Source organism: Frankia sp. R43, assembly GCF_001306465.1.
Lineage (GTDB): Bacteria > Actinomycetota > Actinomycetes > Frankiales > Frankiaceae > Parafrankia > Parafrankia irregularis.
Genome location: NZ_LFCW01000008.1, coordinates 243246 through 264415, shown reverse-complemented (window position 1 = coordinate 264415; position 21170 = coordinate 243246). Strand labels below are relative to the sequence as shown.

At 71.6% G+C, this 21170-nt stretch carries 14 protein-coding genes and 1 pseudogene; 11 read left to right on the top strand and 4 right to left on the bottom strand.

What is annotated here, in order from left to right:
* Positions 1-34 precede the first annotated feature (34 nt).
* Together ACG83_RS31165 and ACG83_RS31160 are read left to right on the top strand one after the other, a co-directional pair.
* Positions 35-1675: a 3' terminal RNA ribose 2'-O-methyltransferase Hen1 gene (locus ACG83_RS31165; RefSeq protein WP_054569832.1), complete on the top strand. Its 1641-nt coding sequence runs from the start codon at positions 35-37 to the stop codon at positions 1673-1675.
* Positions 1672-4542, top strand: coding sequence for a polynucleotide kinase-phosphatase (locus ACG83_RS31160; protein ID WP_083473733.1), 2871 nt, complete (start codon positions 1672-1674; stop codon positions 4540-4542). The genes ACG83_RS31165 and ACG83_RS31160 overlap by 4 nt, the downstream gene beginning before the upstream one ends.
* 72 nt (positions 4543-4614) lie before the next feature.
* Here ACG83_RS31160 and ACG83_RS31155 read toward each other — a convergent pair whose 3' ends face one another.
* Entirely contained in the window at positions 4615-5577 is a 963-nt protein-coding gene (locus ACG83_RS31155; protein WP_054569831.1) for a tyrosinase family protein, read from the bottom strand.
* On the bottom strand, positions 5574-6029 hold the full coding sequence (locus tag ACG83_RS31150) for a hypothetical protein (protein ID WP_054569830.1): 456 nt from the start codon (positions 6027-6029) through the stop codon (positions 5574-5576). The genes ACG83_RS31155 and ACG83_RS31150 overlap by 4 nt, the downstream gene beginning before the upstream one ends.
* A gap of 340 nt (positions 6030-6369) precedes the next feature.
* Here ACG83_RS31150 and ACG83_RS31145 point away from each other — a divergent pair, with 340 nt between their 5' ends.
* Both ACG83_RS31145 and ACG83_RS31140 read left to right on the top strand, forming a co-directional pair.
* Positions 6370-7296: a hypothetical protein gene (locus ACG83_RS31145; protein ID WP_054569829.1), complete on the top strand. Its 927-nt coding sequence runs from the start codon at positions 6370-6372 to the stop codon at positions 7294-7296.
* A gap of 218 nt (positions 7297-7514) precedes the next feature.
* The gene (locus ACG83_RS31140; protein WP_152991578.1) at positions 7515-8333 is read left to right on the top strand and encodes a hypothetical protein; all 819 of its coding nucleotides are present in this window, start codon (positions 7515-7517) and stop codon (positions 8331-8333) included.
* A 110-nt stretch (positions 8334-8443) separates the two neighbouring features.
* On the opposite strand, the gene ACG83_RS31135 is transcribed toward ACG83_RS31140, so the two are convergent.
* Positions 8444-9295, bottom strand: coding sequence for a hypothetical protein (locus ACG83_RS31135; protein ID WP_054569827.1), 852 nt, complete (start codon positions 9293-9295; stop codon positions 8444-8446).
* A gap of 1143 nt (positions 9296-10438) precedes the next feature.
* Here ACG83_RS31135 and ACG83_RS44710 point away from each other — a divergent pair.
* Complete coding sequence (locus ACG83_RS44710; RefSeq protein ID WP_152991577.1) at positions 10439-11776, top strand: hypothetical protein; 1338 nt, start codon at positions 10439-10441, stop codon at positions 11774-11776.
* 474 nt (positions 11777-12250) lie between these two features.
* Here ACG83_RS44710 and mdoC read toward each other — a convergent pair whose 3' ends face one another.
* Complete coding sequence (gene mdoC / locus ACG83_RS31125; RefSeq protein ID WP_235498307.1) at positions 12251-13534, bottom strand: glucans biosynthesis protein MdoC; 1284 nt, start codon at positions 13532-13534, stop codon at positions 12251-12253.
* Positions 13535-14219: 685 nt separating this feature from the next.
* Between mdoC and ACG83_RS31120 the strand changes: the two genes are divergently transcribed.
* The 6 genes and pseudogenes from ACG83_RS31120 to ACG83_RS31095 all read left to right on the top strand — a co-directional run bounded on the left by ACG83_RS31120 (position 14220) and on the right by ACG83_RS31095 (position 21160).
* On the top strand, positions 14220-15956 hold the full coding sequence (locus tag ACG83_RS31120; protein WP_054569824.1) for a nitric oxide reductase activation protein NorD: 1737 nt from the start codon (positions 14220-14222) through the stop codon (positions 15954-15956).
* Between the two features lie 80 nt (positions 15957-16036).
* Positions 16037-16960, top strand: coding sequence for a CbbQ/NirQ/NorQ/GpvN family protein (locus ACG83_RS31115; protein WP_304438448.1), 924 nt, complete (start codon positions 16037-16039; stop codon positions 16958-16960).
* Positions 16950-18062 carry an ABC transporter substrate-binding protein gene (locus ACG83_RS31110; RefSeq protein WP_054569823.1) on the top strand — a complete coding sequence of 371 codons (1113 nt, stop codon included), beginning with the start codon at positions 16950-16952 and terminating at the stop codon, positions 18060-18062. The genes ACG83_RS31115 and ACG83_RS31110 overlap by 11 nt, the downstream gene beginning before the upstream one ends.
* A gap of 4 nt (positions 18063-18066) precedes the next feature.
* Complete coding sequence (locus tag ACG83_RS31105) at positions 18067-19284, top strand: spirocyclase AveC family protein (protein ID WP_083473732.1); 1218 nt, start codon at positions 18067-18069, stop codon at positions 19282-19284.
* Positions 19277-20245 carry an SDR family oxidoreductase gene (locus ACG83_RS31100; RefSeq protein WP_083473731.1) on the top strand — a complete coding sequence of 323 codons (969 nt, stop codon included), beginning with the start codon at positions 19277-19279 and terminating at the stop codon, positions 20243-20245. The genes ACG83_RS31105 and ACG83_RS31100 overlap by 8 nt, the downstream gene beginning before the upstream one ends.
* Positions 20238-21160 (top strand): annotated as a pseudogene (locus ACG83_RS31095) (aldehyde dehydrogenase family protein). Before ACG83_RS31100 ends, ACG83_RS31095 begins: the two are co-directional and overlap by 8 nt.
* Positions 21161-21170: the final 10 nt, after the last annotated feature.

Genomic DNA, 21170 nt, shown 5'->3' with positions numbered 1-21170 from the left:
GACGCCGACTGTCCGATCCGCCAGAATCCTCGCCATGTTCCTGACGGTGTCGACGACCTACCAGCCAGCGACCGATCTTGGCTTCCTGCTGCACAAGCACCCCGACCGGGTTCATCGCTTCGACACGGCGGCCGGTCAGGCGCACGTCTTCTACCCCGAGGCGACCGACGCGCGCTGCACCGCGGCACTGCTGCTGGAGGTCGACCCGGTGGGACTGGTGCGGGGAGGCTCGCGATCCGCCGGCCGTCGGGGGCAGGCCGGCGGCGGCCGGGACACCGCCGGCGCGCACTACGTGGACGATCGGCCGTACGCGGCGTCCAGCCTGCTCGCGGTCGCGATGGCGGCCGTCTTCTCGACGGCGATGGCGGGCCGCTGCCGGGCCCGGCCGGAGCTGGTCGCGACGCCGCTGCCGCTGGGCATCCGGCTTCCGTCGCTGCCGTGCCGCGGTGGCGGCGCCGACCTCGTCCGGCGGCTGTTCGAACCGCTGGGCTGGCAGGTCGAGGCGAACCCGCTGCCGCTCGACCCGAACTTCCCGGACTGGGGTGACGCGCCGCATCACGACGTCACGCTGACCGGCACCGCCCTGCTGGCGGACGCCCTCACCCAGGTCTACGTCCTCCTGCCCGTGCTCGATGACGCCAAGCACTACCACGTAGGTCGGGACGAGATCGACAAGCTCGTCCGTGAAGGTGCCCGCTGGCTGCCCGGCCACCCGGAGCAGCGGCTGATCGCACGCCGCTACCTCGCCCACCGCACCGGCCTGGCGACGGCGGCGCTGACGCAGCTGTCCGTGGCCGAGGACCTCACCGCCGAGGGCATCCCCGACGGCTTCGAACCGGGACGGCTCACCTCCGACGCGACGGAACCAGATCCGGCCGTGGACGCGGAACCCGACGGCACCGGGAACCCGGAACCGGCGGCGGAAGCGGAAGCTGGCCCGGTCGAGACGGCGGAACCGGGCCTGAGCCCGGGGGTGAGACAGGGGCTGAGCGCGGCGGCCGGGTCCGGCACCGACGCGGTGAACAGCGGCGACGCGCCGGCGCTGACGCTGACGCTGGCGGAGCAGCGGCGCCGCGCGATCCTGGCCGAGCTGCGGGCGGCCGGCGCGCGCCGCGTCGCCGACGTCGGCTGCGGTGCCGGCCGGCTGGTGGCCCGTCTGGTCGCCGACCGGGCCTTCACCGAGATCGTCGCGGTCGACGTCTCCCACCGCGCGCTCGAGCTCACCGCCCGCAGACTGCACGTCGAGCAGATGTCCGACCGCGACCGCGAACGGGTCCGCCTGGTCGTCTCCTCGCTGCTGTACCGGGATGACCGTCTCACCGGGCTGGACGCGATCGTGCTCTCCGAGGTGGTCGAGCACGTCGACCCGCCCCGGCTGCCGGTGCTCGCCGACGTCCTGCTCGGGCATGCGCGGCCCGGGACCCTTCTCATCACCACTCCGAACCGGGAGTACAACGTGCGCTACGAGGGACTGCCCCCCGGCGATCTGCGGCATCGGGACCATCGCTTCGAATGGACCCGCGCCGAGTTCACCGCCTGGATCGACGACCTCGTGGCCGGCTACCCGTACCGCGCCAGGATCGGCGGCATCGGTGCCGACGACCCCGAGGTCGGCCAGCCGACCCAGCTCGCGGTCCTGGAGCTGGCGGCGCCGGCGCGAGGGGCGAACCGATGAGCGAGACGAGCCAGCTCCCGTCCGAGCCGCTGAACGAGCCGCTGAACGAGCCGCCGATCGAGACGCCGAGCGAGCCGCTGGCGATTCCCAACCCGAGCCTCGTCGTCCTGGTGGGGGTGACCGGCTCCGGCAAGTCGACGTTCGCGCGCCGGCACTTCCTGCCGACCCAGGTGCTGTCGTCGGACTTCTGCCGCGGGCTCGTCGCCGACGACGAGAACGACCAGTCCGCGACGGCGGACGCGTTCGACGTCCTGAACTTCATCGCCGCCCGCCGGCTCACCGCCGGGCGCCTGACCGTCGTGGACGCGACCAACGTGCAGCGGACGTCGCGCGCCCGCCTGGTGGAGCTGGCCAGAGCGCACGACGTGCTGCCCGTCGCCATCGTGCTCGACGTGCCGGAGTCGGTCTGCGTCGCGCGCAACGCGGAGCGACCGGACCGGGCCTTCGGCGCGCACGTCGTCCGCCGCCAGCACGGCGAGCTGCGCCGGTCACTGCGCGGGCTGGCCCGTGAGGGCTTCCGCCGCGTGCACGTCCTGCGCTCCGAGGCGGAGATCGCCGCCGCGACGATCGAGTACACCCCGCTGCTCAACGACCGCCGCGAGCTCACCGGCCCGTTCGACGTGATCGGTGACGTGCACGGCTGCCGTGACGAACTGGAGGCGTTGCTGATCCGGCTGGGCTACCGGCTGCGCCGCGACGACGAGGGCCGTGCGGTCGGCGGCACCCACCCGGAAGGCCGGCGCGTCATCTTCCTCGGCGACCTGGTGGACCGCGGGCCCGACACGCCAGGGGTCCTGCGGCTGGCGATGGGCATGGTCGCCGCCGGCGAGGCGTTCGCGGTGCCCGGCAACCACGAGAACAAGCTCGTCCGTGCCCTGCGCGGCCGGCAGGTGCGGATCGGGCATGGTCTCGCCGAGTCGCTGGCGCAGCTCGGCCGGGAGACACCCGAGTTCCGTACCGAGGTCGAACGGTTCTGCGACGGGCTGGTCTCGCATCTCGTCCTCGACGGCGGACGTCTCGTCGTCGCGCACGCCGGGCTGAAGGAGGCCTACCAGGGCCGGGCCTCCGGCCGGGTCCGGTCCTTCGCGCTCTACGGGGACACCACCGGTGAGAGCGACGAGTACGGGCTGCCGGTGCGCTACCCGTGGGCCCGCGACTACCGGGGCAAGGCGATGGTGCTCTACGGCCACACCCCCGTCCCGGAGCCGCGGTGGGAGAACAACACCCTGTGCCTCGACACCGGGTGTGTGTTCGGTGGACGTCTCACCGCGCTGCGCTACCCGGAGCGGGAACTGGTGTCCGTGCCGGCGGCCCGCGAGTACTTCGAGCCGCGACGCCCGCTGGCGGAGGACCCCGCGGAGCACCCCGCGGAACAGCCCGCCGAGCGACCGGCGGAGGGACCTGCGACGCGGCCCGAGGAAGCACCGGCGTCCGTCGGCGACGGCGCCGTCGACCCGCCCGCCGCCGGGGCCTCCGGCGCCCGTGACACCGGCCCGGCCACCCTGGTCATCGACACCGGCGCTTCGGGCGACAGCACCACCGGCCCGACGGCGCGCCCTGACACGCTTCACGTCAACGACGTCCTCGGCCGCCGGTTCGTCGAGACGCGCCACGGCGGACGCGTGCGGATCGAGGAGTCGAACGCGCTCGCGGCGCTGGAGGTGATGAGCCGCTTCGCCGTCGACCCGCGCTGGCTCGTCTACCTTCCGCCGACGATGAGCCCGCCGCCGACCACGACCCTGCCGGGCCTGCTCGAACATCCGGTGGAGGCCTTCGAGGCCTACCGTGCGGACGGTGTCGAGGATCTTCTGTGCGAGCAGAAGCACATGGGTTCGCGGGCCGTGGTCGTCGTCTGCCGGGATGCCGCCACCGCCCGCGGGCGATTCGGCGCGCCCGACGGGGTCACCGGCGCGGTCTACACCCGGACCGGCCGGCCGTTCCTCGCCCCGGACCTGACCGAGGCGCTGCTGGCCCGGCTCCGGGCGGCGATGACCACCAGTGGCCTGTGGGACGAGCTGGCGGCCGGCTGGGCGGTGTTCGACGGGGAGATCATGCCGTGGAGCGCCAAGGCCCACGCCCTGATCCGCCGCCAGTACGCGGCCACCGGCGCGGCGGCCCGCGCCGCGCTCCCGGTCGCCGTCGACGCCCTGGCCCGGGCCGTGGGCCGCGGTGTCGACGTCGCGGACCTGCTGGAACGCACCCGCGGCCGGGCGGCCAACGCGGACGCGTTCACGGCGGCGTACCAGCCGTACTGCTGGCCCGTCGACGGCCTGGCCGGCCTGCGGTTCGCGCCGTTCATGCTGCTGGCAGCCGGGGGAGCCCCGCCGACCAGCCACGCGGGTCCGGCCGCGGGCGTGGGAACCCGCGCCGGGGACGGGCAGACCGCGACGACCTACCTGGACCGGGACAACCTGTGGCATCTGGCGGTGGCGGACCGCCTCGCCGCCGCCGATCCGGACCTGCTGGCCACCACCGCTCGGATCCGGGTCGACCCGGCCGACCCGAAATCGGTGGCCGCCGGAACACGGTGGTGGGAGGAACTGACCGCCGCCGGCGGCGAGGGCATGGTGGTCAAGCCGTTCGCGGGCCTGGCCCGGGGAAGACGAGGGCTGGCCCTGGCCGGCGTGAAGGTGCGGGGCCGGGAGTACCTGCGCATCATCTACGGCGCCGACTACACCGAGGCGGTGCACCTGGACCGGCTGCGCGAGCGGGGGCTGGGCCGCAAACGCTCCCTGGCGTTCCGCGAGTACGCGCTGGGCTTGGAGGCACTCGAACGGACCGCGGCGGGGGAGCCGCTGTGGCGGGTCCACGAATGTGTGTTCGCGGTGCTGGCCCTGGAGTCCGAGCCGGTCGACCCGCGGCTGTAGGCGTGAGGAAGGCGTTGTTGCGTTTTCCTGACCCCGGGCGAACTGCTCGCCCGGGGTCAGGGCAGTCAGGCGTTACGGCAGGACGTCATAGGAGTACCAGGCGCTGGCATCGAGTACCTGCCCTGGCCTGAACGACGTGCCGAGCAGGGCAATCATGTCGTCGTCGATCCGATGGCCCACCGGCGCTCCCCGCACGTCCTGCCCGGGCTCGTAGGTCCGGCCGTGGCGGGTCATCCAGGACTCCCAGATCCGGTCCACGTTGCAGTGGTTCAGGAAGAAGACCGGATCGTTCGGGGAGGTGCCGGGCAGCATGTCGCCGCCCACCCAGACGTGCACGCGATTGTGCATCCGGGGCCCGTTCACCCAGCCCTCGACGAGGTTGCGATGAGAGACGACCGAGATATCCCACGGATCACGGTCGTAACGATCGCTGTTGAGCGCGGCCCGCACGTCGGAGGACCGGGGGAGGGTGCCGACCTGGGTGCCGGCCGCGCGCGCGATCGGCCGGGGTGGAACGGACCAGAGGCCGTCGTCACGCTCTTCGATCCGGACGATGTGGGCGGCGAGCGGGCCCGTCGTGACGGAGCCCCGCGGCGGGCCCAGGAACTTGTCGGTCCAGAGGACATGGTTGAGCTGCTGGTCGGGGGTCAGATCACCGCCGGCCACGGCCCAGTCCCAGTAGGGCAGGCCGGCGTCGGCCACGCCGCTGTGCCGTTGGAGCTGCTGTTCCAGCCGCAGGAGGTACATCCGGTGCCACGGCAGGAACACCGGGCCGCCATGGGCCCGATTGCGCATGGCGGTTTCGGGTGACGTCGTCAGCTGCATGGAGGCCCAGTGCCAGATGACGAACAGATCCCACACCGACAGTCGCTGCTCGATGCCGCGCATGCGGAACCCGGGGATCACCCGCGCGAGTACCTGACTCGCGGAGCGGGCGGTGACCGAGGTGAGCTCCGTACTCAGGCCGACGGCCGCGTCAAGGTAGCGCTGTGCCGCGGTGAGGTCGTCGAGGATGTGGGTCCGGACGGCGGTCACCGGTGGCCTTCGTCCGCACGCTGATCTCCATGGGCACTTTCGGTGTGCCCGTGAGGTCCGTGTTCGGTGTGCCCGTGATGTTCGTGTTCTGGCTGCTCGGGCCCGTGTTCGGCCGCCAGTTCGTCAGGGACGGCCGGCTTCTCCCAGAGACTGGTGTCGATGATGGTTTTCACCACGTCGACGGCGGAGTTCGGTGCGTACTGCGGGAACCGGTGGTAGTGAACCTCCCCCGAGGGGAGCGCCTCGACATGGCCGACCAGGGGTTTTCCGTCGATCGTGATGCGGTAGGTGGTCTCGATCCTCGCCTGATGACCCTTGTATTCGAAGTCGCGCACGCTCGTCGACGTTCCGGTTCCGTGGCTGTGCGGTGTTACCTCGACACCGCGCAGACCCTCCGCGGAAAGAAAGTATGTCGCGAGGTCCTCCGCCGAACCGCCGTTTTGCTCGTTCACAGGCGCCTCCTACCTCGATGTCGTCCACATCTCAACAGATGCGAGGAGGCGAACGCAATGCTCGCGCTATACCGGGCCGGTTCGAGGCCACTGGTCACTTCGGGTGGAGCCCGGACCCGCTGACCGCCCCTGCATCCCCGCGAGGACACCGTGGGCGGGCCGGCGGCAACACCGTCGCGGGTGACGCGTCCATCCGTGCCCGGTTCGAGCCTGAATTCACCAGTTCGGCTGCGATGTCACCCCCGGTTTCTGCCGCCGGTTGGCGATCAAGGAAATGCCGTACCTACGATGGCCGCGATTTGGCAACCTCTCCACCCAGCTCAAGGAGAAATCCGGGGAAATGCATGCCGCGATGCTGAGGTGCGAGCGCTCCAGGGTGCTTCCGGTACTTTTCGTCATCGCGGCGGTCGTGATCGCCGTTTCCTGTGGCGGTGGGGCGGATCCGTCACGGTCCGAGAGCCTGGCAGCGGCCCTGCCCACAGAGCCGACCAGCCTCCCGCTTCAGCCGAATGCCCCGGCCGTCGGCGGCGACGTCCAGGCTCCGCTGCAGGACATGGCGCGGCTGCAGATCACCGAGGCGCAGGCGAAGGAGATGGCCGAGGCGTGTCGTGACGCCAGTGAGATCGTGGCCAGCAGCGAATGCACGTCCACGATACGTGACAGTACCGAGAACGCTCCGCCGTGCGCGGCGAAGCAGCTCTGCATCACCGCCGCGAAGGTCGGCGCGCCCGCCGGAACCGCGGGTGGATCCCCGGCGAGCTCCGGCTCGGTGCAGCAGGCCGCCCCGGTAGGCAGCGCACCGCACGGCGAAGCGATGCCGGCGGGCACGGCAGGGGACCAGCAGGTGAGCTACATCATCGCGATCACCGATGAGCGGCCGGGAAGTCCGCTGTGCTCCGATGCCCCCGCCGGTCTCTGTTTTGTTCTTCCGGCCGACGACGAGGCCGCCGCGGACGTGGTCAACAACGCCCGGTTCGCGCAGTCGACGGTGCCTGAGCCGGAGGTGCGGGAATCACGCGATGCTGGGCCGCCGACCTCCCCCGCGGAGTCACCGGAAACCCAGACCGGGAACGAGCGGGAGGTTCCGAACGAGCAGGTGGTTCCCCCGACGCAGGAGCCACCCCCGACCACCGAGCCTGCTTCGGAGCCGCCGCCGGGGCCGGAATCGCCGCCCGTCGATCAGTCGCCGGCCGGCTCGGACGGCGACGAGGGGCAGAGCGATGAGGGGCAGAGCGGTGACCCGTTGCCCGTGCCGACAGGCACCTGAGCGCCATCACCTGAGGCCGATTCGCTGACATGTCTGCTTCTGACGAAGGTTCCCCGCCTGCCGAAGGCCCGCCTCATCCCGACGCGGAATCCGGCCCCGCCGACAATTCCGGAGCCAACAATTCCGGAGCCGGCAGCTCCGGGGCCCGGCCGGGTACCGGTGGTGCCGTTGAGCCCGCGGGCGTGCAGCTGAGCACCGTCCTCGAGCTGATCGGCCGGGTGGTCGCGCCGGCCAGCCTGCTGACCGCGATGTTCTATTTCTTTGGATACACCCGCGAGCGGGAGTTCTACCGCCATTTCGGTGTCGATCTCGGAACCGTGGGTTTGTCCACGACCGACTACCTGATCCGCAGCGCGGGGGTGGCGTTCGTCCCACTGGCGGTCCTGGCCGTTGTCGCCGCCGTCGCGATCATCGCCCAGCCGGTGGTGACCGCGGAACTGGCACGCTGCACCGGACGAACCGGCGCCGTCGCCGTAGGCCTGCTGGCAACCGCGGCGGTGGCGCTGATGGGCGTGGCCGTGACCGGCCTGGTGACGCCGGCCAGGGAGATCGGGTCACAACCGTTGGCCGCTCCTATTGCCCTGGGCTGCGCCACGCTGGTCACCGGCTACGGCCTCGCGCTTGTCGAGCGCCATGCGGCCACCCCGGCCGGTATGCGACGGACGCTGGCGGCAGGCCGGGCCACCCGTATCAGCGCACTGGCGATCCTGATCATCATCTCGGTCTTCTGGCTGACCGCGAACATCGGGGCGGATCGCGGCCGGGCGGCCGCCGGTGCGCTCGAGCGGACCCTTGTCACGCAGCCACAGGCCATCGTCTTCAGCCGGCAGAAGCTATACATCAGCGGACGGGGGGTCATGCATGTTCAACTGGATTCCAGCAACTCCCGCTACGCCTTCCGGTACAACGGTCTCCGCGTGCTGCTGCATAATGCGGGGCGGTGGTTTCTGCTGCCCGCCGGCTGGCATCGCGGTGACGGAACAGTTGTGATACTGCCGGACAACGATCCCGATATCCGCGTCGATCTGGCCGCCTGACATCAGCTGGCCCCGGGACAGCCGGCGATCCGGCCGATGGGCCGGCGGCCGACCGTCCGCGCGCCGCCAGCCACGCCCGACCCGCCGTGGTGCTGGCGCGAGCGACGGCCTCAGACGCGTTGGCGCGGCAGCCTCCCCGGAGCCCCGGCGGGTTCGGGCGGGGCGGTTTCGCTGCCACGGTCCGGGAGCGGGTCCTCGTCGAGTGGCGCCCAGCGGCCCAGCGGGATGGACGCCGGCAGCGGGAGTGCGCCCCGCGCCGTGCGCACCACCCGTGACGCCACGGACAGGGTGAGTGCGATCTCGGCCGGACCTGGACGTAGCCGGACCAGTCGGCCGGCCTGCGCGGTCACGCTCGCGTGTGACGCATCGACGCTCAGCTCCAGGCTGATGGGGATGCTTGCGACCTGGAGATCGCCGACCAGGATCTCGATCGACCGCTCAACCACGGAGGTCAGCGTGTGCGGGCCGAGGACCAACGTCTGAGTGCTCGGCGGCGGGCCAGCGGATGCGCGGGCCGCTGTCCGCGCGCTCTGGGATCCCGCCCAGGCGCGCAGCGCGGCGCCGACGACGTCGATCTGGACGAGGCCGACGATCTCGGCGGCCAGCTCACCGGTCACCTGAGCCACCAGGTCGAGCCCGATCCCGGTCCGGGTCAGGCGGGTCCAGACCTCGGGGAGCTGCTCGGTCAGCAGGTCGTGGAGTTCGGGGACGGCGTCGTCGGCCTGGAACAGAAGAGAGCCGGCGCTGGTGAGCAGGGGACTCGCCGCGTCCGCTGCCGACCCGGTTTCCCCCGCTGGTGAGGCGTCCCCTGCCGACGACGTGTCCCCGGCTGGGCCGGCGGGGTCACCGGCGATCTCGTCGGGGGAGTCCGGACGCGTCGTCGGGGATCCCGGAGGATGACCCGGCCTTCGGGCCGTGGGGTGATCCGGGGAGGACGTCAGGTCCGGATCGGTGGCAGGCATGCAGGTTCTCCTTCGCGGGGTGGGGGTGCAACGGTGAGGATCTGCAGACGGACGCTCGGTAGCCGGCGTTCCTCCGGCGACGTCGCGTCCACGGCGCCAGTGACGGCGTCGCTGATGGTCGTCACCGTCTGCCGCAGGCAGATGGCGACGGGTTCGCCGCGGGTTCCCGAGGGCGTTGCGCCGGTCCTCACAGGGACCGCGCCGGTCCTCACAAGGACTGGGCGCGATGCCAGCGGGATGAGGTCATCCCGGGCCAGGCGTGGCCTGCTGGCAACGACCCGAGCCGGTGGGTGGGCTGTCCGCGGCGCGGAGGTCGTCATCGTGCGGTCGGGCCGAAGCAGCAGCCTGGGAGGTTCGAACGCGGGTGCTCGTTCTCGCACCGAGGATCGCGGGACGCGGGTACGGATTTCCAGACGTACCTGCCGGCGCTCTCGATCGCCGTCGAATGGTGATGTCGCGAACAGGCCGGCCCCGGATCGACTCAGGCCTGGCGCGGAAGGCGACTGGTTCGGGAACGGTGTCGGCTTGTCAGGCTCATCAGGATCGGCTGGACACGGCGCGGAGGATGGCGGCCGCGGCGAAACCGGCGCGATGGGCGGGAAGGCGGGAGAGACGGCGCCGGCCCGCTGCTCGTCGGGAACCGCCGTCGATCCTGACCGCCGCCTCCACAGCAGGACTCCGCTGCCTGCCATCAACAGCCCGACGGTCAGCACCGTCGCCGCCACCAGCGCTGCGCGTGCGGCGGGCCACTCCTCGCTGATGACGACTGGCGATGGCTCGGCCTCGCTGCCTGCGCTGGTACTGGGGCCGGCCGCAGGGCTTCGCGAGTGTGCGTTCTCCACGCCGCGCGGCGGCCTGGGATCCGGCAGGCGGCACAGGCCCCCGGCGGTCCGTGTTGTGCCGGGAGGGCATGCTGGCACGAGCTGTGCGCACACCCCGGACGAGGTCGCGGTGTAGCCCTCGGGACAGCCGGGTGGGGCGCTGTGGCACAGCCCGGCCCCGTCCCGCGTCGTGCCCGACGGGCATCGCGCCACCGGCGGGACGCACTCACGGTTCCCCGCAAGCAGGGTGCCGGCCGGGCAGGCCGGGCCCACACACATGTCGCCATCGAGGGAGGTACCGGCCGGGCAGCGCAGGATACGGGTGGACGAGCAGATGTGGGCCGCGTCGGGCGATGCCCCGTCCGCGCAGGTCCAGCTCACCGGTCGGGTGCAGCGCCTGGGGCCGTCGCCACCGGTCGGCTGGCCCGAGGCGCAGGTCGCGATCGCCGGCGCGACACACCGCCCGGTGTCCTCCTCGGGCTCGAGGTTCCCAGCGCAGGTGGGCTTCGCTCTGGCGGTGCACTGGCCCGTCTCGTCCGGACCGACGTCGGTCATGCCTCGGCAGACCTGTTGCGTGCTCGTCACGCAGCGACCAGCCCCGTCCGGGACGATGCCGCCGGGGCAGGTCGGCGTGGCGTCGGACAGGCAGCCGGGCGGTTGCGAGGAGGGCGGCCAGTCCTCGCGGCATTCCGGCCGCGCTTCGGCGACACACGTGCCCACCCCGTCGAACCGCGACGACGGCGCGGAGCAGACGGGGAACGAACAGCCGTCCACCTCCGACACCCCGGTACAGCGCTCCGCCTCGTTGACGCACTGGTTCCCGACGAGCCGCCAGTTGACGCCGCACGTGGCCGCGGGCCGGTTACAGGACTGCCCCTGCGCCGGAACGCCGTCATCGCAGACATACCGCACGGGTGCGACGCAGGTCCGCCCGCTGAGGGTTCCGCCGCCGGGGCAGGTCCACTCGGTGTCGGCGACGCAGGTCCCACCGTCCATGGTCCAGTCCGCCGGGCAGGTCGGCGTCGCACGGGCCCGGCAGGTGGCATCGTCGAGGGTCCAGCCGGGCGCGCAGGTCCACGTCGTGGCGGTGACGCACTGGCCGTCGGCCGGCGGCTCACCGCCACCGCACACGAGGTCGGCGGGGCGGGTGCAGATCTCACCCTCGCGGGCCCAGCCGCCGGGGCAGCTCGCCGTGGCCGGCTCGGTGCAGGCCCGGTCCCGCGCACCGGCCGCGGCGACGCAGGAGACCTCGGGCGGAGCGACGCACGGCCCGGAGGCACTGGCGAGACTGGTGTGGGGCGGGCAGCGCCCGGCGCTCGCCGTCCGGGGGACACTCGCGGACTGGGGGGTGCTCGCGGACTGGGGGGTGCTCCCGCTCAGCGGGAGGACGATCGCCGCCGGCCGCACGCCCATCGCTGGGCCCGCCGGAACTGGTGGTCCTGCCACGGATCCCGGGTTCGAGGTGCCGGCCGGGCGAGCAGCGCCGTGGTCGGCCGTGGTGGTGTTCGCGATACCGGCGACGAACGTGAGCGCGACCAGCGCCACCGAGACCAGCGCGAGAGACCTGACGCGGACCCGTTCCCGCCGCCATTGCCAAGTGCCTGGACGCATATCCGGTGGCTACCCCCATGCACGTCACGCCGTGGCCCGGGTCGGGTAGCGGCACGGGTGCAAGTATCAGAGACGAACCAGCCGTGCGCAGACTGATCCTCGCCGGTAAATGGCGTGGTCTTCACCGTGTCTCTATGGTGGGAATCGAACAACGGGGGATCTTCGAATACTGCATGTATTTCGTTAAATGGCTCTGCTGCGCGTGCAGGGACCGTCGATCCCTCTTTTGGGTCGGTGCGCAGCCGGCAGAATCCCCTTGGTGGATCTTACTGCAACTCGGTGGGAAGTGCTCCATTCCGCGATAATCCGTCGAGTCGGCTTTGTGTCCTGCTGTCGCCGCCCTGCCGTCCCGATCCGTGGGTGATTCGTACGGTCCGCATACCCGCATCCAGGTTTCGTGCGGAGGGAGGGGCCGGCGGCGACGATGTCTGTGCCGAACCCCGGCGCCGGACCGCGGCCCGCGCCGACGCCGCCGCCTGGGACCGGCGTTCTGCGCCCGGGAGGAAGATCCTTTCCTGATGGGTCAGATATCGATCCGCAGCGGCATCGTGGGCGCATCGGTCACGGTGGGGAGCGCGGGGCCGCCGGATCCTGCGGTCACTCTGTGCGGTGGGGGCGTGGGCGTTCCGACGATGTATGAGGGAGCGGGGGCGACGGTCGCGGCGGAGGGCTGGTGGCCGTCGGCTGCCCGCTGAGACGAGTGCGTTCTGATCGGAAACTTCCCGTTGAAGACTCCGCGTAGGACCCGCGAGCGCAGGATGACGAAATGGTGAATCGCGAACGTCACGCCGAACGTCAGGAAGGCCACCAGTAGCATCTGCGGCCACCTGGCCCCGGAGTCGAACCCCAGCAGAGTCGCGATCGCATAGATCCAGAAGTAGTGGAACAGATAGACCGTGTAGGACGCGTCCGCCAGGTACCTGACGACGGGCCGCGGCCTGGTGATGAAACGGCCGGCCAGAGCGAAGAGCGTGGCGGTGAGCGCGATGGTGAACACCGTCTCGCAGAGCAGCCTGCCGTTGTTGGTGGCCAGCACGCCGACCCATCCCCGCGAACCTGCCAGCAGCCCTGACGCGGACACGGCGAGCAGCACCGGCGCGGGGCGCTGGAAGGACGGCAGAAGCCGATCCCGCTCCAGGTACAGGAGCATGCCGAGGAGGAAGAACGGGAGGTACTCCATCGTCTGCTCGACCGGGTAGTCGAGTAGCGTCCCGGCGAAGACCGGGTCCAGCAGGGCCTTGTGCGTACCACGAACGACGACGACTCCCGACAGGGTCAGGAGGGTGATCGAGGTCATGGTCCGCAAACGCCCGGTTGTCGCCCGTCGGAAGAGGGAGTGCGGGGCCAGGCGGGTCAGTATGGACACCGCGGCGGGCGTGATCAGTGCGTAGGGGAGAAGCACGACCAGGAACCACAGGTGCAGGTGCCAGCGCAGCTCGCCCACCGGGTCGGCGATGGTCCGCCCGTGGAGATAGTCCAGGAACGAGACGTCCGGATCGTTGTGGAAGTTGTAGCTCAGCCAGATGGCGGCCGGGTTGAGCAGCAGCCCCGCGCACAGCAGTGGGATTCCCACGCTGGCAAGGCGGCGGCGCACGGTGCGGCCCGGCCCGTACTTTCCCACCAGCATCGCGGAGAGGAACCCGGAGATGAGGAAGAAGTCCTCCATCCGGAAGAGGGCGGAGGCGTGCGCAATCCCGTTGAAAATCGGGTCGTGCCCGAGCGACGACGCATGGACGAAGACGCCGAGCAGCATAAAGCTGGCGCGCAGCGCGTCCATGTGGTGGTAGTGCTCGGCTGGTGCCGGCACCTTTCGATCTCGCACAGCTCCCCCGCCGCCAAAATCGGGTATTTTCTGCTTCGCGTCAACGGCCCTCGTCGGGCGACGCTGTCATCCCGAAGGCACGAAGGTACGATACTACCCGGTAAGGGATGTTTGCGGTATTGATTCGTACTGCCCTGCGGCGGATCAAATCTGCAGGTCAGAGGCCTGTTGTCGGATTTCGACGGTATTGCGCCCCCGGGTGTGCCGGGGTGCCTCCGGCCGCTACGGCAACAATCAACGTTCCGACCCCTGACCGTTTCGGTCACCGCCGTCGACGCCAGGGTCACCGAACCGAGCTGAGGGCCGGATGCTCGAGCGGTCAGGCTCCAGCGTCGCCGGAGCCGGAGCCGGAGCCTGGCGGCGTGCCCGTGACGCGATCGAGCGCGGGCATCGTCGGTGGCTGAACACGCAGGTCAACGGCAGCGGTCGAATGCCGGCACCCCATATGCGCAAGGTGGTTCGGGCGGGTTGACGGTGCGGAGACCGGGCCCTACCGTACGGAACAAAGGTTAGGTATGACCTTGATGGATGGAGGGAGGGAGGTCGGTGGTGTCAGTCGACGTCAGCGCGGCCCTCGAGGCTCCCGAACAGTCGGGGCGCCAGCGTGGACGACGCACGGCCGGTGGCCTGGCCGCGCGTGCCCGCGTCCGTCCCGAAAGGGGCATATCCGATGGGCTGGCGAGCTCCGCCGCCCCGCGCGCTGTCAGGCGTTGACGGCGTGGACGACGAGGGTCCGGGCGGTCTGAGCCTGTTGGCGTCAGCCATGGCCGGCCGCGCCGTGCGGGTCGCGGCGACCGACGGTGATGAGCCTGCCTGGACCGACGGTGTCACGGTCTTCGTGGACCCCGCCGCGGGTAGGCGCCACCAGCTGGAGACGCTCGCCGTGCAGGCCTCGCTGCTGGCCAGCGGAAGTCTGGAGCCCGGCCTCCTGCGTGAGCTGTCGCGGCGTCGGGCCCTCGGGCGGCGTTACCTTCTCATCGAGGGCCATCGTGCGCTCGCGGCGAACGAGGATCTCCTTCCGCCCGGTCTGCGGTCGCTCGTCGACCGGGACGTCGCCGCGCTTGCCGGTTCGGCCGCCGGCTCCCTGGCCGCCGCGCGCAGCGGGTTGGCGACAGGCGACCCGCCGAAGAGCTTCGGCGCGATCGACGCCCGGCGCCTGCTCGCGGCGCGGGCACGCGCCGGGTCCGCCGTGCCGGCCGCGTCCGTCCAGGACATCGCCGCGCGGCGAACGGGAAGTCGTCGCGATCTCGCCGAGCTGCCCGGGGAGGACGAGGGCGACGATCCCGCCGTGGTCCTGGATCTCCTCGCGAGTCCGGTCGGCGGTGGGGGAGCTGTCGGTCGTCTGCTCGCGCGGATGTTCACGGCGGCACGGTCATCCGGCGGCGATGGGCCGACGGGCGCGGACCCGGCGACGCACCGGTCGCGAGCCGGCATCCGTGGCGGGCGCACGGTGACGATCGGGAGCGCGAGCCCGGATCCGGTGGTCGGCATGCCTGAGGCCCGTGGCCGGGGGTGGAGGTATCCCGAGTGGGACGTCCACGCGGGTCGCTACCGTCCGGACTGGTGCACGGTGCGGGAGGTCACGGCGCCGCTCGGCCGCGCAGGGCCGGTCGCCGTGCCTGCCGGGCACGCGCTGCGCCGACCACTCGCGCGCCTCGGCGTCGGGCTGGACCGCAGCCCCCGTCAGCGGCAGGGCGACGACCTCGACGTCGACGCGCTGGTCGAGGCGCGGGTCGCGACGCTCGCCGGTCTGGCGTGCGACGAGGCCGTCTACGTCGACCGGCTGCGCCGTCGCCGCGATCTCTCGGTGCTCGTCCTGCTCGACTGCTCCGGCTCGGCCGCCGAGCCGGCCGTCTCCGGCGGGACGGTGCACGAGCACCAGCGCACCGCGGCCGCGGCTCTCGTGACCGCGCTGCACGATCTGGGCGACCGCGTGGCGCTCTACGCGTTCCGTTCCCAGGGCAGGTCGGCCGTCCACCTTGAACCGGTCAAGCGGTTCGACGACAGGCTCGACACCGTGGCGCTGCGCCGTCTCGGTGGCCTGGTGCCCGGCGGCTACACGCGGCTCGGCGCGGCGATCCGCCACGGCGTGTCGGTGCTGTCCGATCACGGCGGCACGTCGCGGCGGCTGCTTGTCGTGCTTTCCGACGGTCTCGCCTACGACCACGGCTACGAGCGTTCGTACGGCGAGGCCGACGCCAGGCGGGCGCTCGCGCAGGCCCGGCGGCGTGGCGTCGGCGCCGTCTGCCTGAGCGTCGGCACGAGCACGGACGCCGCCGCGCTGCGGCAGGTCTTCGGAGCGGCGGCGCACGGGGCCATCCCGCGGCCGGACCAGCTGAGCCAGGTCGTCGGGCCGCTGTTCCGGACGGCGCTGCGCGGCGCCGAGGCACGGCGCCGCGCCCCGTAGCGCGCCCCCACCGGCACGTCCCCACCGGCATGTCCCCACAGGCACGTCCATCGACGGCAGCGGGCGAGAGGAGAAACGGCATGGGACGCACGGAGCGGCCCTACTATCTGCCCGTCGGCAACGAGGAACAGGTCTTCGGGGCCGCGTTCCGCCAGCGCCTTCCGGTCCTGCTCAAGGGACCGACGGGATGCGGGAAGACCAGCTTCGTCCAGGCGATGGCGCATGACCTCGGCCGGCCGCTGATCACCGTGGCCTGCCACGACGACCTGACGACCGCCGACCTGGTGGGGCGGTTCCTGCTGCGCGGCGGCGAGACCGAGTGGGTCGACGGCCCGCTGACGCGGGCCGTGCGCGACGGCGCCATCTGCTACCTCGACGAGGTCGTGGAGGCCCGCCAGGACACGACCGTGGTGCTTCATCCGCTGGCGGACCACCGTCGGCAGCTGCCGATCGACCGGCTGGGCGTGACCTTGGACGCCGCGCCCGGGTTCTGTCTGGTGGTCTCCTACAACCCCGGGTATCAGAGCGTGCTCAAGGACCTGAAGGACTCGACCCGACAGCGCATGGTCGCCGTCGAGCTCGGCTTCCCGCCGCCCGACGTGGAGGAGAAGGTCGTCGCGCACGAGGCGGGGGTCGACCCGGCGGTGGCGGCTCGGCTGGTGGGGCTGGGGCAGGCGGTCCGCCGGCTGGAGACGCCGGGGCTGCGTGAGGTGGCCTCGACCCGGGTGCTCATCGCCGCCGGGCGGCTGGCCGCGGAGGGGCTCCCGCTGCGGGCGGCGGCCCGCGCCGCCGTCGCAGGCCCGCTCACCGACGACCCGGCGGTGGGCGCCGGTCTCGCCCAGATGATCGACGTCTATCTCGGCGGGGACGACGCCTCGCACGGGGCCCAGAACCACCGTGCCCCGATCTGGAGCACGCCAGGCTCCGAGATCGGAACAAATCCTGGCTTCGCGCACCACCGTGGCGAGGCCGGTCGCTGGAGGAAGGGGCGAGATGTCGTATGAGAGTTCGGCGCAGCCGATCAGGCTCGGGTACCTGTTCGATTTCCGGTTACCGGAGCAGTTCCCGGAACAGATGCGCAAGGACCTGACGCGGCCCTTCGAGCTGGTGTTCGCCGAGGGCCTGGCGCACGGGGTCATCGACCGGCCGGTCGAGATCGTCTTCCGGGAGGTCGAGGGCCTGCCCAAGGGCACCATCAAGGCGGTGATCGACGCGTATGGCGAGCTCGTCGACGAAGGCTGCCTCGCCGTGTTCGGCCCCGCCATCAGCGACAACTGCGTCCCGACCCGGACGGCGATCGAGCGGCGTTTCCAGGTGCCCGCGATCAGCTGCACCGGGTCGGACGACTGGCTGGGGGAGTGGACCTTCTCGCTGCCCCAGGGCTCGTTGACCGAGGAGCCGATCTTCCTGTCGCGTCTGCTGGCCAAGGGCGGGCACACCGAGGTCGGCGTGCTGGTCGAGCAGTCGCTGGTCGGCCGGACCTATCTCGAGAACTTCCAGCGGGCCTGCGCCGACCAGGGCATCCGCGTCGTGGCCGTGGAGACGATCGCGCAGACGGCTCAGGACATCGGCGCGGCGGTGCGCCGGCTGTACGAGTCGAAGGCGGCGGCGCTTGTGCACTTCGGTTTCGGTTTCGGGATCGCCCGGGTGAACCCGGCCCTCGCGGCGGTCGGCTGGGACCCGCCACGCTTCATGGGAACGGCCTTCCAGAACGCGTGGATCAACCCGGTGATGTGGAACGCGATCCTGGGCTGGACCGGCGTCGACCAGTACGACGAGGGCAACCTGGTCGGCCAGCGGTTCCTGGACCGGCTGGAGGCCGCCGACGGGCGGCGGCCGCGGTACTGCGTGCCGGTGATGAACCGGGACTTCGCCACGGTGCTGCTGCGCGCCTTCGCGGACGCCCATCCGCTGACGCCGCTCGGTGTGCGCGACGCCCTGGAGCGGGTCAGGATGCTGCCCGCCGCCGCCGGGGCGCCCGGGACGCACATCACGTTCGGGAACTGGAGCCACCGGGGCTGGATGGGCGCGGGCTACCTGGTGGCGCGGCGGCTGGACCCGGACGGCGTCAGCTCCCACCTCGTCGACCGCTTCGGGCAGGACTGAACTGATGGCGAAGGCCGTCAGCTCACCCGCCACCCCGCCCACGCCGGCCGCGCTACCCACCCCGCCCGCGCTACCCACCCCGCCCGCGCTGCCCACTCCACCCGTGCCACCCGGCCCGGCCCGCACGCGGCCGCACGCGCGGGCGCGGCTGCCGAGATGGTGGGTGCTGCTGGGCGTGCTCGTGTCGAACGTCGCGATCATCGCCGTTCTGTACAACATGCGGCGCGGAGCGGTCGAGGAGCGGATCGCCAACCCCGACGTCGAGGGCGCCCCACGCCCGGTGAGATTCCTGTTCGGGAAATCGGACTGGATCGTCATGCACGAGGCCGGGTGGGTTCTCACCGTGGTCGCCGTCGTGGTCGCGTTCGTGCTCTTCTGGCGGAAGTACCCGAAGCACCCCGTCCTGCTGATGCTGCTCGCGTCCACGGGGATCGTCTGGCTGGACCCGGTCATGAACTGGGCGCCGTACGCGGTCTACAACCCCCAGGTCACGCACTGGCCGGAGAACTGGCCGCTGGTCTCGCTCTCGCCCACGGTCGAGCCGTTCATCGTGCTGTCCTACCTGACGTTCTACGCCGGGCCGTACTTTCCGGCGATCTGGATCGTGCGGCGCCTGCAGGCCCGGCGGGGCCCGGACGCGTTCGTCTCCCGGCACCCGCTCATCACCATGGGCCTGCTGATCTTCGTGATCGGTTTCGTCTACGACGCGATCCTGGAGATCTTCTGCATCCGCACCGGGCTCTACATCTACTCGCAGGTGATCCCGTTCGGCTCCCTGTGGGCGGGGAAGCCCTATCAGTTCCCGCTGCTGTGGGAGTCCGGGCTCGTCACCCTGGTGATGATTCCGGCGGGCCTGCTGGTGTACCGGGACGACACCGGGCGCACCCAGGCCGAGAAGCTGGCCCACCGGCTGAGGCTGCTCGGCCACCGGCCGGCGCTGGGCACCTTCGCGGTGATGTTCGTGGTCCTCAACATCGCCTATTTCGCCTACGGTGCCGGTTTCGCCGTCATCCGGGCGACGAAGTCCGCGACGTCGGTCGCCTGCCCGTGGCCCTATCCCGAGGCCAGGGTCTACGACCCCAACGGCTTCTACGAGAAGGCCGGCCAGCCCGGCCCCTACTTCGCGGGCATCTGGTCCGGCTGGCCCAGTGCCCAGTCGGGACGTCCGAACGTGACCCCACCGGCCGACGGCGGACTCTGCTCCGGAGACCACGATGGCTGAGCACGCTGAGCACGCTGAGCACGCCGAGCAGGCCGAGTACCCGACGGGACGCGCTCGCAGCGTGGTCATCACGGGGGCGTCCCGCGGCCTGGGGCTCGCCTCCGCCGCCCACCTGCACCGGAAGGGCTGGCACGTCCTCGCCGCGATGCGCTCGCCCGACGTCGGCCTGGCGCGGCTGCGGGACGCCACCGGCGCGGCACCGGACGACCCGCGGCTGAGCGCCGTCCGCCTCGACCTCGACGATCCGGCCTCGATCACCGGCTGTGCCCGGGCGGTCGAGAAGGCCGTCGGGTCACCGGACGCCGTCGTGCACAACGCCGCCTACATGTCCGTCGGCTGCGTCGAGGAGATGCCGGCCAGCACCTGGCAGCAGCTCTTCTCCACCAACCTGCTCGGCCCCGTCCGCCTCACCCAGGAGCTCCTGCCCGTCATGCGGGCCGCCGGCCGCGGCCGGATAGTCGTGATCTCCAGTGCCGCGGGCGTGCGCGGGATGCCCACGATCAGCGCCTACTCCGCGTCCAAGGGCGCGCTCGAACGTTGGGCGGAGGCGCTCGCCGAGGAGATCGCCCCCTTCGGCCTCGGCGTCACCGTCCTCGTCGCAGGCGCGTTCGACACCTCCCTGGACTCGACCTTCACCCACGCCGACCTGACGGGGCCGTACGGCGAGCATCACGCCCGGCTCGAACGCGCCGGCCAGCGCCTCCTGAAGTCGGTGAAGCCTCCCGAGGAGTTCCCGCCGGGGCTCGAGAAGGCGCTGAACGACCGGGCCCCGTTCGCCCGCCACCCGGTCGGCCGGGACGCCCGGCTGATGCTGACCGGCCGCCGCCTCATGCCCGACCGCGTCTTCCGCCTCGTGGCGAGCAGGGCGATGGGCCTGCCACGACCAGGCAGCCTGCGCGAGCACCCCCGACGGCTCGCCCCCCTCACCCCACGGCCCGACGAGAGCGAACACCATGGCTGACACCCCGACAGTCCAGCTCGAGACCAGAATGCTCATCGACGGCGAGCTCGTCGATGGTGAATCCGGCACCTTCACCTCCATCAATCCGGCCACGGAAGAGCCCGTCGGCCAGGTCGCCGACGCGTCGACGGCGGATATGCACCGGGCCATCGGCGCCGCTCGCCGCGCGTTCGACGACACCGACTGGTCCACCGACCGGGCGTTGCGAAAGCGCTGCCTGGAGCAGTTACAGGCGGCGCTGGAGGCGGAGCGCGAACAGCTGCGCGAGGAACTGATCCTCGACGCCGGCTGCCCCCGGCTGGTGACCCACGGGCCCCAGCTGGACGCCCCGCTCGCCGACGCGCTGACCTACCCCGCCGGGCTCATCGACTCCTACCCCTGGGAGACCGAACTCGGCGAGGCGTACTCCGACCTGACCAACCAGGTCTGTGCGCGGAAGGTCTGGCGGGAGCCGGTGGGCGTGGTGGGCGCGATCGTGCCCTGGAAATCCGGCGCGGCGTCGACGAGGGCGCGAAGCTGCTCGTCGGAGGCGTTGACGCACCCGCGGGCCGTGACCTGGGCTTCTACGTCAGCCCGACCTTGTTCGTCGACGTCGACAACGCGATGACGATCGCCCAGGAGGAGATCTTCGGGCCCGTCCTGGCCGTCATTCCCTACGAGGACGAGCGGGACGCCGTCCGGATCGCCAACGACAGCGCCTACGGCCTCGCCGGGAATGTCATGTCCGGCTCGATCGAGCATTCCGCCGCGGTCGCCCGGCAGCTGCGCGCGGGGTTCGTCGGCCTGAACGGGGCCGCTCCCTATGGCGCCGACATCCCCTTCGGGGGCTACAAGGCCAGTGGCGTCGGCCGCCAGAACGGCCACGCCGGCTTCGACCAGTACCTGGAGATCAAGTCCGTCGCCTACCCGGCCTAGAGGGGATCAC